Annotated in this window: 18 protein-coding genes; 10 read left to right on the top strand and 8 right to left on the bottom strand. The window is 68.4% G+C overall.

Annotated features, from left to right (window positions below; genetic code table 11):
* Positions 1 to 8 precede the first annotated feature (8 nt).
* From H149_RS0100455 to H149_RS23540, 7 genes are all read right to left on the bottom strand, one after another.
* On the bottom strand, positions 9 to 671 hold the full coding sequence (locus H149_RS0100455; protein ID WP_020647750.1) for an outer membrane lipoprotein carrier protein LolA: 663 nt from the start codon (positions 669 to 671) through the stop codon (positions 9 to 11).
* Positions 668 to 1,087, bottom strand: a complete 420-nt coding sequence (locus tag H149_RS0100450) for an acyl-CoA thioesterase (protein ID WP_020647749.1) — start codon at positions 1,085 to 1,087, stop codon at positions 668 to 670. Before H149_RS0100450 ends, H149_RS0100455 begins: the two co-directional genes overlap by 4 nt.
* A gap of 95 nt (positions 1,088 to 1,182) precedes the next feature.
* Positions 1,183 to 1,944, bottom strand: a complete 762-nt coding sequence (locus tag H149_RS0100445) for a glycosyltransferase family 2 protein (protein ID WP_020647748.1) — start codon at positions 1,942 to 1,944, stop codon at positions 1,183 to 1,185.
* Entirely contained in the window at positions 1,941 to 2,291 is a 351-nt protein-coding gene (locus H149_RS22490; protein WP_020647747.1) for an ApeI family dehydratase, read from the bottom strand. Before H149_RS22490 ends, H149_RS0100445 begins: the two co-directional genes overlap by 4 nt.
* A gap of 7 nt (positions 2,292 to 2,298) precedes the next feature.
* The gene (locus H149_RS0100435) at positions 2,299 to 2,568 is read right to left on the bottom strand and encodes an acyl carrier protein (protein WP_051101769.1); all 270 of its coding nucleotides are present in this window, start codon (positions 2,566 to 2,568) and stop codon (positions 2,299 to 2,301) included.
* Between the two features lie 144 nt (positions 2,569 to 2,712).
* Positions 2,713 to 3,552, bottom strand: a complete 840-nt coding sequence (locus tag H149_RS19215) for a lysophospholipid acyltransferase family protein (protein WP_020647745.1) — start codon at positions 3,550 to 3,552, stop codon at positions 2,713 to 2,715.
* Positions 3,553 to 3,625: 73 nt separating this feature from the next.
* Positions 3,626 to 4,642, bottom strand: coding sequence for a chorismate transformation FkbO/Hyg5 family protein (locus H149_RS23540; protein WP_020647744.1), 1,017 nt, complete (start codon positions 4,640 to 4,642; stop codon positions 3,626 to 3,628).
* Between the two features lie 173 nt (positions 4,643 to 4,815).
* Here H149_RS23540 and H149_RS0100420 point away from each other — a divergent pair, with 173 nt between their 5' ends.
* The 10 genes from H149_RS0100420 (at position 4,816) to H149_RS0100375 (ending at position 12,821) form a co-directional block, all read left to right on the top strand.
* Positions 4,816 to 5,094, top strand: coding sequence for a phosphopantetheine-binding protein (locus H149_RS0100420; protein ID WP_020647743.1), 279 nt, complete (start codon positions 4,816 to 4,818; stop codon positions 5,092 to 5,094).
* Positions 5,095 to 5,140: 46 nt separating this feature from the next.
* A complete protein-coding gene (locus H149_RS21845) occupies positions 5,141 to 5,731 on the top strand; it encodes a COG4648 family protein (RefSeq protein WP_020647742.1) in 591 nt (196 codons plus the stop codon).
* Positions 5,728 to 7,026 carry an AMP-binding protein gene (locus H149_RS0100410; RefSeq protein WP_020647741.1) on the top strand — a complete coding sequence of 433 codons (1,299 nt, stop codon included), beginning with the start codon at positions 5,728 to 5,730 and terminating at the stop codon, positions 7,024 to 7,026. Before H149_RS21845 ends, H149_RS0100410 begins: the two co-directional genes overlap by 4 nt.
* On the top strand, positions 7,023 to 7,349 hold the full coding sequence (locus H149_RS23535) for an ApeI family dehydratase (protein ID WP_020647740.1): 327 nt from the start codon (positions 7,023 to 7,025) through the stop codon (positions 7,347 to 7,349). The genes H149_RS0100410 and H149_RS23535 overlap by 4 nt, the downstream gene beginning before the upstream one ends.
* Positions 7,350 to 7,355: 6 nt before the next feature.
* Positions 7,356 to 8,573, top strand: coding sequence for an NAD(P)/FAD-dependent oxidoreductase (locus H149_RS0100400; RefSeq protein ID WP_020647739.1), 1,218 nt, complete (start codon positions 7,356 to 7,358; stop codon positions 8,571 to 8,573).
* The gene (locus H149_RS0100395) at positions 8,573 to 9,475 is read left to right on the top strand and encodes a lysophospholipid acyltransferase family protein (protein ID WP_020647738.1); all 903 of its coding nucleotides are present in this window, start codon (positions 8,573 to 8,575) and stop codon (positions 9,473 to 9,475) included. The genes H149_RS0100400 and H149_RS0100395 overlap by 1 nt, the downstream gene beginning before the upstream one ends.
* The gene (locus H149_RS0100390; RefSeq protein ID WP_026352720.1) at positions 9,472 to 10,656 is read left to right on the top strand and encodes a beta-ketoacyl-[acyl-carrier-protein] synthase family protein; all 1,185 of its coding nucleotides are present in this window, start codon (positions 9,472 to 9,474) and stop codon (positions 10,654 to 10,656) included. The genes H149_RS0100395 and H149_RS0100390 overlap by 4 nt, the downstream gene beginning before the upstream one ends.
* A complete protein-coding gene (locus H149_RS0100385; RefSeq protein WP_020647736.1) occupies positions 10,656 to 11,435 on the top strand; it encodes a beta-ketoacyl synthase chain length factor in 780 nt (259 codons plus the stop codon). Before H149_RS0100390 ends, H149_RS0100385 begins: the two co-directional genes overlap by 1 nt.
* Positions 11,436 to 11,448: 13 nt before the next feature.
* A complete protein-coding gene (locus H149_RS0100380; RefSeq protein ID WP_020647735.1) occupies positions 11,449 to 11,892 on the top strand; it encodes a hotdog family protein in 444 nt (147 codons plus the stop codon).
* Between the two features lie 77 nt (positions 11,893 to 11,969).
* A complete protein-coding gene (locus H149_RS0100375; RefSeq protein ID WP_154654573.1) occupies positions 11,970 to 12,821 on the top strand; it encodes a DUF1444 family protein in 852 nt (283 codons plus the stop codon).
* Between the two features lie 13 nt (positions 12,822 to 12,834).
* On the opposite strand, the gene H149_RS0100370 is transcribed toward H149_RS0100375, so the two are convergent.
* On the bottom strand, positions 12,835 to 13,284 hold the full coding sequence (locus tag H149_RS0100370; protein ID WP_020647733.1) for a DUF2834 domain-containing protein: 450 nt from the start codon (positions 13,282 to 13,284) through the stop codon (positions 12,835 to 12,837).
* Positions 13,285 to 13,384 lie beyond the last annotated feature (100 nt).

Genomic DNA, 13,384 nt, shown 5'->3' with positions numbered 1-13,384 from the left:
TGGCGCGCTCAGCGGGCGCGAGCCGCCGGCGCGGCCGACGACGAAACGCGGGTGTCCTGAAACTCGATTTCGGTGCGGTCGCCGCCGCGTTCCAGCAGGCGCACGCGCTCGACGTCGTTGCGGCCGCTGACGATGATCGCGTCGATCGTGCCGCTGGCCTGCTTCGGTTGCAGGCCGAGCTGCCAGCCGCCGCCATCCTGCTGCAGCGACAGCGCGAACAGTTGTTCGAGTTCGGCGAAATCCAGCGAAAACACCGCGAAGAAAATGCGCGCGACCATGCGCACGGCCGGCTGCTGCGCGGCATCAATGCGGACTTCCTGGCCATTGGCGTCGCGCTGCACGAGGGCGTCGCGCTGGATGACGAGCTCCGAGGCGAACGGCGTGGTCGTGCGCCAGGTGATGCCGTGATCGCGGACAAAGGTGAAATCGCCGCTGGCGAGCAGGGGCCTAGGCAGCTCGCGCAGGTACTTCTTCTGCTGATACGGCCCGCTGATCGACTGTGCCGCGGCCAGCCGGGCCGTGACCGGAACCAGCGCGGCACGGATCGTCGCTGCATCGGCGGGATGGGCGAAGACCGTTTCGGCCGAGACCGACGCCGAGGCGCTCGCTGCGGAGGCGGCGGCGACGGCTGGCGCACAGGCCAGTGTCAGGGCGAGCAGCAGGCGCTTCATGAGGTCTTGATTCCGAGCTTTTCGGCAAGAATGCGCGGCGATGCGTACTGCATTTCGAAGTCCGGCATCGTCACCGCGACCTGCATGGTGTGGCCGACGACGAGACGCTCGCCGCTGGCGGCGTCGCGGATGACGTAGGCGATCTTCAGGCGATGCTCCCATTCCTCGAGGGTCGCGCTGGCGATGATGCGTTGATCGAAGCGCGCCGGGCGTACGTAGCGCAGGTGCATGTCGATGATCGGCCAGGCGTAGCCCGACTCCAGCATCTGCCGGTAGCTGTAGTCGATGCGGTCGAGCAGCGCACAGCGCGCGATTTCGAAATAACGGGCGTAGTTGCCGTGCCAGACGATGCCGATCGGATCGCAGTCATGGAACGGCACGAGGATTTCCGCCTCGGCGGAGGGCAGCGTCGTCATGCCGGCAGTCTACGCAAAAGAGCGCCGGCCGGACGCCGCGGAAGGGTCCGGACACAAAGGCGCGGCGCGGCCGGGGCTGCCCACGGCAAGCGCCGTCACGCGCCGCCGAGCTTGCGCCACAGCAGACGCGGGGCGCGCCACAGCATGCCGACGAACAGCCGCGCATGCATGCGCGAGATGCGCAGGTTGTCGCGCAGCACGTCGAAATGCGACACGCCGTCGCTCGGGTAGGTCACGCGGGTCGGCAGGCTCAGCACGTCGATGCCGTCCCAGAACAGCCGCACCATGATTTCGGTGTCGAAGTCCATGCGCCGGCCGACGTGCTGCGTGCGCCAGACCCGCAGCGTGGCGGCCAGCGGGTAGACGCGAAAGCCGAGCATCGAATCCTTGATGCGCAGCGACAGCGTGTTGATCCACACCCAGGCGTGCGTGACGTAGCGACCGTAGAGGCGGGACTTGGGCACCGAGGCGTCGTACAGCGGGATGCCGGTCACCAGTGCGTCCGGATGCGCGGCGGCCAGCGCCAGCAGGCGCGGCACGTCACCGGCATTGTGCTGGCCGTCGGCGTCGAACTGCAGCGCGTGCGAGTAGCCGTCAGCGGCGGCGCGCTCGAAACCGGCCATCACCGCTGCGCCCTTGCCGGAATTCACCGGCAGGCGGATCAGCTGCAGCCAGTCGCGCTGCTCGGCGGCCAGGCGATCGAGCTCGCGCGCGCAGGGCGCATGGCTGCCGTCGTCGACCAGATAGCAGGGCAGGCCGTGCGGGCGCAGCTGCGCCAGCGTCGCGGCGATCGCGCCCTCATGGTCGTAGACCGGCACCACCACGCAGGGCCGGAACACGTCGCCGGCTCCGCTCACTGCGCGCCCGCGAAGCTCAGGCGTCCGCTCGAACAGTCGCGGGCAGGCGTGCGGTACTGGAAGTCGATGTCGCCGCCCTGGCTGCGGCGCAACTGCAGCGAGAGCTCGCTGCCGGGGGTGATCGGGTGCTGGAACTTCAGCTGCGTGACCTGCAGCAGCGGCGCGCTGATGCCGAACTGCTGCTGTGCCAGACGCACCGCCCAGCCGAGCTGCAGCACGCCGGGCAGCATCGGCGCGCCGTCGAAGTGGTCGGCGAAGCACGGCAACTGCGGCGGGACGTCGAGGCGGATCACCCACTCGCCGTCAGCGGCCGCCTGCACGGCGAGGGTCTGCGGCTCGAGATTCAAGCGCGCGTCAGGTCTTGAACAGGGTCTCGACGGCGCTGACCACGTCGCCGACCGTGCGCACGCTCTTGAAGTCCTCGGGCTTGACCTTCTTGCCGGTGTAGTCCTTGAGGCGCAGGATCAGGTCGATGGCATCGATGCTGTCGATCTCCAGATCCTGATAGAGCTGCGCATCGAGGCGGATCTTGGCCGGCTCGATCTCGAACAGCTCGATCAGCTGCGCCTTCACGTGTTCGAAGATTTCGTTGTGGCTGGGCACGCCGTCCAGCACAGACTGCATCACACTCGACATAAGGATTGGCTGCTTCGCCCCCCGGCGAAACTCAAAAACGAGCAAAGTGCCATTTTCTGCGGCCAACGCCCTTGTCGCAAGTGCAGTGATCACATTGCGGCAGCCGTTCCGCGGCCCGGCGGGGCCGAGCGCTCAGCAGATCGGTGCCCATGTCGTGGTCGCCGGCCCCATCCAGGCGGCCAGCAGCAAGCCCAGAGGCGCTGCGCGGCCGCCGAAGCGGCGTGCCCATTCGTGCGACAAGCGCCGGGCGGCGATGGTCTGCGTCGGCGCGTCGCCGACCACCTCGCTGGCCAGGTAAGGCTCGCCGACCTCGATGACGAAGTGGCCCGGCCGCGGCGGCACGTCGTGCCAGGGGTGGCCCTTGTTGAGCATCAGCGGCGTGCAGCGGATCGTCACCGGCAGGATCGGCGCCTTCGATTCGAGCGCGATGCGCGCAGCGGCATGCGGGATCTGCAGTGCCTCGCCGGGCCTCGAACGCGTGCCCTCGGGGAAGATCATGAGCGAGTGGCCGGCCTTGAGTGTTGCCGCGCAGTCGGCGACCAGCTTCACGGCGTCGCCACCGTTGGCGATATAGCCGGCCCAGCTGACCGGCAGGCGCGTGAACGGGTTGCGGAACAGCGCTTCCTTGACGATGCAGTCGACCTGCGGGATGTAGCCGATCAGCAGGACGACGTCGATCAGCGTCGGATGGTTGGCGATGATCATCTGGCCCGGGCGGCGCAGCTTTTCGGCGCCGTGGATTTCCCAGGAGATCACGCCGACCACGCGCATCAGGTTGGCGAAGAAGCGGAACCAGTAATACACGATGAGCTGCGCGCGCCGGCGCGCAATCTGCGCATTGCGCGCCGGCAGGCAGAACAGCGGAAACACCGTCAGGCCGAAGATCAGGCCGCCCAGTCCGAAGACCACAAAGCACAGGCCGGTCGCGAACTGCCGCCAGCGGCGGTCCAGCCAGACGCGCACGGCGCTCATGGCTGCACGGACTGCGGGTCGGGCCTCGCGGCAGCGCGGATGGCGCAAGAAGTCGGTGCGGGCGGCACAGGTCTTACCCGTTGCGGCTCGCCGACGGCGCGGCGTCGATGGCGTAGATCGCTTCGAGCTCGAGCAGCAGGTCGTGGCGGCAGACGTCGCCCTGCAGGCACAGCAGCGGCACCTGCTGCGGTCCGCGCAGGGCGGCGAGCCGCGCCTCGAGCAGCGGCAGCTGGGCCGGGTCGCGCAGATAAAGCTTGAGCGATTCGGGCCGCGTGCTGGCCTGCGCGCCGGGGAAATGCGTGGCGAGCGTATGCGCGAGCAGGGCGTCGACATTGGCCAGTGTTTCGTCGAGCTGACGCAGCGGATCGCCGGCATGGCGGCTTTCGTGGCCGACGACGCTGGCGGTGCCGGAAACCAGCAGGCGGGCCTGCCGGCCGCTGCCGATCAGCGTGGCGCGCGCGAAGCTCGGGCTCTTGGGCCCGTACTGGCGCGGATAGTGGAAGGCGCTGACCTGGCGCGGATTCTCGACCGGCAAGCCGGGCTGCTTGCCGGCCAGAAAGTAGACGACGAGACCCGGTTCCAGGGTGCCGATCGCCGTTGCCGCCGGCAGCGCCTGCTCGAAGTTCGGCTTCAAGGCCAGGGCGCGATTGCGGCCGGCGCTGAACAGGCGGTAGCGCTCATGGTCGCCGTCGCCGGCATTGATCTGCGCGAGGAAGTTCCACATGCGCAGGTAATGCGGATAGCCGAACCGCTGCAGCATCTGCTCGATGCGTACGTACAGCTTGCGGGTCGCCCGCTCGAGATCGATCAGCTCGCTTTCCGGCACGAAAATATTGCCGAACAGCACCTCGCCGTTCTCGGCCCAGCCGAAGCCATCGTCGACGCCATGGCGCACCGGCAGGTCGCTGAGCCAATGCTCGGTCGGCAGCTCGCCAAGCGCGCCCAGCCCGACCACGACGTGGCGCGGGTCGGTCGGCTCCGGCAGACCGAGGCCGAACTCGATGCGGCCGAGCAGGTTCCCGGGGGCGGCTTCCCCCGGCAGCGCATGGACGCAGCGCAGCGATGGACTGTTGAAGAACGGTAAGGACATGGAACAGAAGGTCGTAGGAGGGCTGCGGCCCTCTCGCATGGAGCGCGATACTAAACGAACACAGATCACGGTGGCGCGGCCATTCTGCCCGCGACGCGCATGTGGGCGCAGCTGATCTTTGGTAAATTCCGCGCACCCGCTCAAATGATCACGACACGCTTCAGGGAATAGACATGACGGCACAGACCGCCGCCGAACGCGAGATGGCGGAATTGATTGTTTCATCGCTGTGCCTCGAGCACATTGACGCGGCAAGCGTCGATCCGGCGGCACCGTTGTTCGGCACGCACGAGAATGGCTGGGGGCTCGATTCGATCGACGCGCTCGAGATGGCGCTGGCGATCAAGCAGCGCTACGGCATCGAACTGCGCTCAGAGGACGAGACCATCAAGCAGGGCTTTGCCTCGCTGCGCGCCCTTACCGAGCTGGTCGCTCAGAAAAAAGCGGCCTAGTGCCTCGGGCGAACGCATGAAAGGCCCTATGAAAGGGGTCGGGGTCATGCTCCTACTCGCCTATCCCGTACTCGTCCACGCCAGCGAGGTGCTGCGCGCGCCGCTGCTCGCGTTCGCCGCGCTGCTCGTGCTCGTGGCATTGGCGCTGCTGCGGCCGCTGGCGGCGCCGCGCGCGTGGGCGTGGCTGGCCTTCGCGGTGATCGCGGCGCTGTTGTGGCTGCTGACACGCGCCGGCGGTGGCATCTACGCGTTGTATCTGCCGTCACTGCTGATTCCGGCCGCGCTCGGCGTGCTGTTCGGCTCCAGTCTGCGCCCCGATCGCACGCCGCTGATCACCGCCATTGCCTGGGCCGAACGCGGCGGCGTGCTGCCGCCGGAGCTCGCCGACTACACGCGGCGACTGACGCTGCTGTGGACCCTGATGTTCGCGCTGATGTTCGGCGTCGCGCTGACGCTGATTGCCATCGGCGCTCGCCAGTGGTGGTCGCTGACCAGCAACGTCCTCAACTACGTGCTGATCGGGGCGCTGGTCGTCGTCGAGTACGGCTACCGGCGCTGGCGCTATCGTGCCTACCCGCATCCCGGGCTGATCGAGCACATCCGCACCGTCGCGCGCAGCCGGCCGGCCGCCCGATGAGCGAACTGTTGCCGTTGGTGGCCGGTTTTTCGCCCGCGGCGCCGTTCGCGTGGCACGCCGGTGCAATCGTCAGCCAAGGGCGCTTTCTTGCGCAGGCGCGGCACCTCGCCGCGCAATTGCCGGACGCGCCGCAGGCACTCAACCTCTGCGAGAACCGCTACCGTTTCATGCTGGCGTTCGCGGCGATTTGCCTGCGTGGCCAGACCAATCTGCTGCCGTCGAGTCTCAACAATGCGGCGATCGCGGCGGTGCAGGCCGAGTATCCGCAGAGCTACGTGCTCGACGAGACGCTGGTCGACACGGCGATCGCCACGGTTCGCCACGACGACCGGGAGCCGGCGCTGCTGCCGGCCGCGCATGTCGCCGCGGTGCTGTTCACCTCGGGCAGTACCGGCGCGCCGCAGGCCTGCGCGAAGCGCTGGCACACAGTGACGGTGATCGCCCGCCACCTGCGCGAGCGGCTGCTGCCGCATGCGCCTGCGCACATCGTCGCTACGGTGCCGGCGCAGCACATGTACGGCCTCGAAACGACGGTACTGATGGCTTTTGGCGCCGCATGCGTCGCGCACGGCGGTCGGCCGTTCTTTCCGCAGGATGTCGCCGAGGCGCTGCGCCAGCTGCCGGCGCCGCGCGTGCTGGTCACCACGCCGGTGCATCTGCGCGCGCTCGTCGAGTCGGCCATCGAGCTGCCGGAGCTGGCATTCGTGCTGTCGGCGACCGCGCCGCTGTCCGAAGCCCTGGCGTCCGCCTGCGAGGCGGCGTGGAGCGCGCCGGTCTACGAGATTTACGGCTGCACGGAAGCGGGCAGCATGGCGACGCGCCGCCGTCTCGACGGCGAACGCTGGCAGCTGCTCTCGGAAATGGAGCTGCGTTGCGACGCCAGCGGCGTGGCCAGCGTCCACGCCGCGCATCTGCCGGACGTGGTGCCGCTGCAGGATGTCCTCGAAATCGAAAGCCCGACGCGGTTCCGCCTGCTCGGTCGCAGCGGCGATCTGCTCAAGGTTGCCGGGCGCCGCGCATCGCTCGCCGAGTTGACGCGCCAGCTGTCGACGATTCCCGGCGTGCAGGACGCCGTGGTGTTCAACGCGGGCGAAGGTGAACGCGCGCGGCCGGCGGCGCTGGTCGTCGCGCCTGACCTCAGCGCGCCGGCGATTCTCGACCTGCTGGCGCAGCGCGTCGACGCCGTATTTCTGCCGCGCCCGCTGCGCAAGGTCGAGCGCCTGCCGCGCAACGAACTCGGCAAATTGCCGCGGGCGCTGCTGCTGGAGCTGATCGGCAGGGCCGACGAACCATGAGCCAGGAACAGAGCGTCGAGGCTATGGTGCCGGCCGATCATCCGTCGCTGCCCGGACATTTTCCCGGTCAGCCGATCGTGCCCGGCGTCGTGCTGCTGGAATGCGTGGTCGCCGCGCTGGCCGTACCGGGAACGCGCGTTCTGGCCGCGGTGCCGAATCTGAAGTTCGTGCACGCTTTGCAGCCGGGCCAGCCGTTCCGCATTCACTGGACGCAGCAGGACCAGTCGGTGCGTTTCCGTTGCGAGACGGCCGACGCGCTGCTGGCGCAAGGCCTTTTAATGTTCAAACCCCGTGCGGATAATCCGCCGGCTCTTCAGGATTAAAGACACATGACGGACGTCCTCATTATCGGCGCCGGTCCGGCCGGTTCCACGGCCGCGGCATTCCTCGTGCAGCAGGGCTTCAAGGTGCTCGTGCTCGAGAAGCAGCGCTTTCCGCGCTTCTCGGTCGGCGAGAGCATGCTGCCTGCGAGCATGCACTTCATCGAGAAGGCCGGGATGATGGAAGCGGTGATGGCCGCCAGCTTCCAGTACAAGGACGGCGCCGTCTTTCATCACAACGGCAAAGAGCACGTCTTCAACTTCAATCAGAAGTTCACGCCGGGCTACGGCTTCACGTTTGAAGTGCCGCGCGACACCTTCGACAAGATTCTCATCGACGAGGCCGAGAAGCAGGGCGTCGAAGTGCGCTACGAAGTCGAGATCATTGCCGCCGATTTCACCGACGGCAAGCCGGTGGTCACGGCGCGCAACAAGGATGGCTCGACCGAGGTGCACAAGCCGCGCTTCGTGCTCGATGCGAGTGGCTTCGGTCGCACCCTGCCGCGCCTTCTGAACCTCGAAAAGCCGTCGGACTTCCCGGTGCGCTCGGCGCTGTTCACGCAGGTCTACGATTTCATCCCGTCCGGCGCCTTCGATCGCCAGAAGATTCTGGTGACCATCCACCCGGAGCGCTACGACGTCTGGTACTGGGTCATTCCGTTCTCGAACGGCCGCGTATCGATGGGCTGCGTCGGTCCCGACGACTTCCTGCAGAAGCACCAGGGCACGCCGGAGCAGCGCCTGTGGGCGGCGGTTGCCGAAGTGCCGTCACTGAAGGAGCTGCTGAAGAACGCCAAGCCGGCCAATCCGGTGACCGAGGCGCGCGGCTACTCCGCCAACGTCAGTTCGCTGCATGGCCCGGGTTGGGCGCTGCTCGGCAACGCTGCCGAATTCCTCGATCCGGTGTTCTCGTCCGGGGTCTGCATCGCGATGAAGTCGGCGGATCTGGCCAGCGACGTGCTCGGCCGTCAGCTGCGTGGCGAGACTGTCGACTGGGAGAAGGAATTCTCCGAGCCGCTGAAAGTCGGCGTCGAAACTTTCCGCGGCTTCGTCGAGCACTGGTATGACGGCGGCCTGGCGGCGATCTTCTTCCACCCGAACAAGCAGGAAAAGATCCAGCGCATGATTTGCGCAGTGCTCGCCGGTTACGGCTGGGATCGCAACAATCCTTACGTCGGCGTCGGCAAGCGCCGCCTCACGGCATTGGTCGAAGCCTCGCGTCTCTGATGGCGGCGTCGCGGAGCTGGGAGCAGCAGCGCGAACGCGGCTCGGCGCTCGGCATCGCCATCCTGGTGTGGGTCGCGCGCTGGCTCGGCCGCCCGCTTGCGCGCCTGCTGCTGTACCCGATCACCGCCTACTTCCTGCTGACCGGCCGCGCCGCGCGTCGCGCGTCGCGCGACTATCTGCGTCGCGTGTTGCCGCACGCGCCGGGCTGGACCGACGTCGCGCGGCACTTCTACTGCTTCGCAGCGGTATCGCTCGACCGCGTGTTCTGGATGTTCGGAGGACGCCGGCAGCCGGAGGTCGTCACGTATCGGCCGGACGAGGTCTATCGCGCGCAACACAAGGGCATTGGCTGCCTGCTGCTGGTCGCGCACTTCGGGTCGTTCGAGGTTCGCCAGTCGTCGAGCAGTGTTTCGCGCGAAGTGCCGCTGCGTATCGTCCTCGACCGCGCGCACGGCGGTGCCTATATCCGCTTCATCGAGCGCATCAACCCGCAGGTTGCGACGACCATCATCGACGCTTCGCGCGAGGGACCGGCGCTGATGCTGGAGATCAAGCAGGCGCTCGACTCGGGCACGATGGTCGGCCTGATGGCCGATCGCGTGCGCGAGGGCGAGCGCGCCGTCGAGGTCGACTTCCTCGGCGGCAAGGCGCGCCTGCCGGCGATGCCATGGATCCTCGCCGGCCTGCTCGGTGTGCCGGTCGTGCTTGCCTTTGGCATCTATCGCGGCGACAAGCGCTACGACGCCATCTTTGAATTGCTCGCCGAGCGTGTCGAACTGCCGCGCGCGAAGCGCGAGCAGGCGATTCGCGACTACGCGCAGCAGTATGCCGACCGCCTCGCGCATCACGCGCGCAGTGCGCCGTACAACTGGTTCAACTTCTACGATTTCTGGCAAGCATGACGCCATTGCGACTCAGCGCCCTGACGGCGACCACTGCGCTCGGCGCCGGCCTGGCCGCGCAGCTCGAAGCGCTGCAAGCAGCGCGCAGCGGACTCTCGCAGCGCCGCTTCGAGGACTGCACGCTCGACAGCTGGATCGGTGAGGTCGACGGGCTCGATGCGCCGCTGCGCGGCGAATGGGCGATGTGGGACTGCCGCGTCAATCGCCTCGCCGCGCGCGCGCTCGATCAGGACGGCTTTCGTGCCGCGGTCGCGGCGGCAGTGGAGCGCCACGGCGCCGAGCGTATCGGCGTATTCATCGGCACCAGTACCTCGGGCACGCTGGCCACCGAACACGCCTACCAGCAGCGCCACGCCAGCGGCGCCCTTCCGGCCGGCTACAGCTATCGACACACGCACAACCCGCATGCAGTTGCCGAATTCGCGCAGCTGCAGCTGGGGCTGCGCAATGTCGCGGTCGCGATCTGCACGGCGTGCTCGTCGAGCGCCAAGGTCTTCGCCGCCGCCAGCCGCGCGATCGAGGCCCGCGTTTGCGATGCCGCCGTCGTCGGCGGCGCCGACAGTCTCTGTTTCACCACGCTCTATGGCTTCAACGCGCTGCAGCTGGTGTCGTCCGACGTCTGTCGTCCGGCGGATGCGAAGCGCAAGGGCATCTCGGTGGGCGAGGGCGCGGGTTACGCGCTGCTCGAACGCGAGCCGCGCGGCGGTGAGCTCGCCCTGCTCGGCTACGGCGAGTCATCCGATGCCTATCACATGAGCACACCCGATCCGCAGGGGCGCGGGGCTGCGCTGGCAATGCGCGCGGCCTTGCAGCGCGCGGGCCTTGCGCCGTCGGCGATCGATTACGTCAACCTGCATGGCACGGCGACGCCGGCCAACGACGCCGCCGAGGATCGCGGTGTGAGCGAGGTGTTCGGTTCGCTGAACGGGCCGTGGTGCAGCTCGACCAAGGGCTTCACCGGCCACACGCTCGGTGCCGCCGGCATCGTCGAAGCGGCGTTCTCGTGTCTGGCGATCGAGCACGGCTTCGTGCCGCCGAGCCTCAATACCCAGGAACTCGATCCGGCGCTGCGCGCGCGTTATGCCCTTGCGCCACAAACGCTCGATGTGCGTTACGCGCTGTCGAACTCCTTCGGCTTCGGCGGCAACAACGCCTGTCTGATCTTCGGGAGGGCCGCCTGATGCGCGTCGCGATCGAGGCCATCGGCCTGGCCGCGCCGGGTCTGCCGGACTGGCCGTCGGCGGCGCGCGTGCTGCGCGGCGAGGCGGCGCACGAGGCCGTCGAGCTGCCGGCCTACGCGCCGCAGCTGCTGCCGCCGAACGAGCGGCGCCGCGCGACGCCGGCCGTGCGTCAGGCGTTCCGTGTCGCCGAGGAAGCGATCGCCGGCCGCGACGCGTCGTCGCTGGCGACGGTGTTCGCCGGTTCGGACGGCGACATGTCGATCCTGCACCGCATCTGCGCGGCCGTCGCCGAGCCGCAGAAACTCGTCTCGCCGACCGACTTCCACAACTCCGTGCACAACGCGGCCGCCGGCTACTGGGGCATCGCCGTCGCTTCGACCGCACCATCGACGACGCTGGCCGGCTACGACGGCTCGTTCGCGCTCGGCCTGTTCGAGGCTGCGCTGCAGGTCGTCAGCGACGCGCGCGACGTGCTGCTCGTGGTGTTCGACGTGCCGGCGCCGCCGCCGCTGTTCGACGCGCGCTCGCTCGGTTGTGCGGCGAGCTGCGCGCTGTGGCTGAAGCCCGCAGGTGGTGCCGCGCCGCTCGGCCATCTCGATCTGGCGCTCGGCGATGCTGCCGAGACGACGCTCGAGGTGTCCGCGCTCGAAGCGCTGCGCCTCGCCAATCCGGCGCTGCGCGCGCTGCCGCTGCTGCAGCGCGTGGCGCGCGGCGAGGCCGGTACGGTCGTGCTACCGAACGCCGGCGGCCGCGCCCTGCATCTGCACTGGCAGCCGTGAGGCCGGGCGCGCGATGACCGCCCTGCTCGACCGCGCCGGCCTCGCCGCGCTCGTGCCGCACGCCGGCGCGATGTGCCTGTGGGACGAACTGCTCGCCGCCGACGAGACCACGGTGCACGTGCGCACGCGGCGCCACGCCGACGCCGACCACCCGCTGCGCCGCGATGGCCGGCTCGCCGCGCTGCACCTGATCGAATACGGCGCCCAGGCGATGGCCGTGCACGGTGGCTGGCTCGCCAAGACCGCCGACGGTGCCGGCGGCGCGCGGCCCGGCGTGCTCGCCGCGGTGCGCGATCTGGCGCTGCACGTCGAGCGCATCGACGACCTCGCCGCGCCGCTCGAGTGCAGCGCGCGCCGTCTGGTCGCCAATGCCGGCGGCTGGATGTACGAATTCCGCCTCCACGCCGGCGAGCGCACGCTCGCCACCGGCCGTGCGTCGGTGATCCTCGCGACGTAGCGCAGCTGCGTGAACGAAGTATCAGGCGGCACGGCCGTGGTTGGCGATACTCGCCGCGGGGTGACTAAGGGGGCGACGTGAAACGACTGATAGCCGCGCTGCTGTGCACGTTCGGGTTCCATCAGTACGCCCTGGCGGCTTTGTCCGCAGAGGCCTTTACCGGGGTCATGGTCGAGCGCTTGAAGAACACGGGCGCGGCGGTCGTCACCACCGTCGCGCCGCTGCATCTGCGTATTGAAGGGAAGGCCGGCAACAAGGCAGACGCCTTCCTCGACAACGCGTATCAAGCCTATCTTCAGGCTCCCGCCGACCTTGATTCGATCGTGGCTCGGTACACGGCCTCCTATCTGGAAACGCTCGCCGGCTCCCAGCTCGGCCTGGACTCGGGACGCATCATTCCTGTCATCAAGGACCGGCGGTGGATCGACGACATGCGACGCACGATCGGGCAGGCCGGTTCGGGGCCGATCCGCGACTGGGTCACCGAAGATTTCAACGCTGATCTGCTGATCGTCTATGCCGAAGATGGCGAGCAGAATATTCGCTACTTCGGGCCCGAGGAGCTGCGGCAGTCGGGAATCAAATCGTCTGATTTACGGCGAATCGCGGTTGCCAATCTGCGCAGAATTCTGCCGCCGGCCGAACTGCATCGGGGGCCGGAAGTCTCGATGCTGGTCGCCGGCGGCGACTACGTAGCGAGTCTGCTGCTGCTCGACGAGCTTTGGGACAGCGGCAAACTCGGCGTCGACGGCGAGATCGTTGTCGCAGTGCCGTCACGAGACGTCATTTTGCTGACGGGATCGCACAACAAGGCGGGGGTCGCGCGCCTACGCGAACTGGCAAGTCGTGGCGTCGCCGAAAGCGCGTACTCGCTGACAAGTCAGTTATTCGTCTATCGCGCCGGGCGCTTCGAGCGCTTCGACGACTGAGCGAAGCGCGCCTTCAGGCCGGCGCCCGCACCAGGGTCGTCGCCGTGTAGGCGAGCGTCGCCAGCACGAGCAGCGCGAGGCCGATGAGGTCGCCGGTGGCGAGGCGGCCGGCCGGCGTGCCGGGCGCGCGCACGGCGAGCACGCGCTCGCGGTGGATCAGGAACAGCGGCACGGTCACGCTGATCGCGATCAGCAGGCCGAACAGCAGATAGAGCCAGACGCCGCGCATGTGCAGGCGCCGCGCTTCGAGCACCATCCACACCAGCACCGCGAAGCTGAGGAAGAACAGGTCGACGGTGATCGAGCGGCTCGCCGGATTGGCGAAGGTATCGCCCCAGAAGCGCAGGTTGGCGCCGGCGAAGCCGAGCGGCAGGTAGGCCACGTTGTGGCTCCAGGTGCCGATCAGCGCCAGCAGCGCGATCGACGCATATGCGACGCACAGCAGTTTGCGCGTGACCGTCATCTCCGCCCCATCCCTATGGCCTGCCCCGCGCCACAGTGTGCCCGGATCGGCTGGCGCTGGCGATGGGCGGCGGCATCGCCGCGCCGCCTGCGGCTCGGGT

This window comes from Solimonas variicoloris DSM 15731, assembly GCF_000382285.1.
GTDB lineage: Bacteria > Pseudomonadota > Gammaproteobacteria > Nevskiales > Nevskiaceae > Solimonas > Solimonas variicoloris.
This window is presented reverse-complemented; position numbering and strand designations above follow the sequence as displayed.

Coding starts and splice junctions, on each gene's coding strand:
- H149_RS0100455 (WP_020647750.1), bottom strand. CDS start 671: ATGAAGCGCCTGCTGCTCGCCCTGACACTGGCCTGTGCGCCAGCCGTC.
- H149_RS0100450 (WP_020647749.1), bottom strand. CDS start 1,087: ATGACGACGCTGCCCTCCGCCGAGGCGGAAATCCTCGTGCCGTTCCAT.
- H149_RS0100435 (WP_051101769.1), bottom strand. CDS start 2,568: ATGCAGTCTGTGCTGGACGGCGTGCCCAGCCACAACGAAATCTTCGAA.
- H149_RS19215 (WP_020647745.1), bottom strand. CDS start 3,552: ATGAGCGCCGTGCGCGTCTGGCTGGACCGCCGCTGGCGGCAGTTCGCG.
- H149_RS23540 (WP_020647744.1), bottom strand. CDS start 4,642: ATGTCCTTACCGTTCTTCAACAGTCCATCGCTGCGCTGCGTCCATGCG.
- H149_RS0100420 (WP_020647743.1), top strand. CDS start 4,816: ATGACGGCACAGACCGCCGCCGAACGCGAGATGGCGGAATTGATTGTT.
- H149_RS21845 (WP_020647742.1), top strand. CDS start 5,141: ATGCTCCTACTCGCCTATCCCGTACTCGTCCACGCCAGCGAGGTGCTG.
- H149_RS0100410 (WP_020647741.1), top strand. CDS start 5,728: ATGAGCGAACTGTTGCCGTTGGTGGCCGGTTTTTCGCCCGCGGCGCCG.
- H149_RS23535 (WP_020647740.1), top strand. CDS start 7,023: ATGAGCCAGGAACAGAGCGTCGAGGCTATGGTGCCGGCCGATCATCCG.
- H149_RS0100400 (WP_020647739.1), top strand. CDS start 7,356: ATGACGGACGTCCTCATTATCGGCGCCGGTCCGGCCGGTTCCACGGCC.
- H149_RS0100395 (WP_020647738.1), top strand. CDS start 8,573: ATGGCGGCGTCGCGGAGCTGGGAGCAGCAGCGCGAACGCGGCTCGGCG.
- H149_RS0100390 (WP_026352720.1), top strand. CDS start 9,472: ATGACGCCATTGCGACTCAGCGCCCTGACGGCGACCACTGCGCTCGGC.
- H149_RS0100385 (WP_020647736.1), top strand. CDS start 10,656: ATGCGCGTCGCGATCGAGGCCATCGGCCTGGCCGCGCCGGGTCTGCCG.
- H149_RS0100380 (WP_020647735.1), top strand. CDS start 11,449: ATGACCGCCCTGCTCGACCGCGCCGGCCTCGCCGCGCTCGTGCCGCAC.
- H149_RS0100370 (WP_020647733.1), bottom strand. CDS start 13,284: ATGACGGTCACGCGCAAACTGCTGTGCGTCGCATATGCGTCGATCGCG.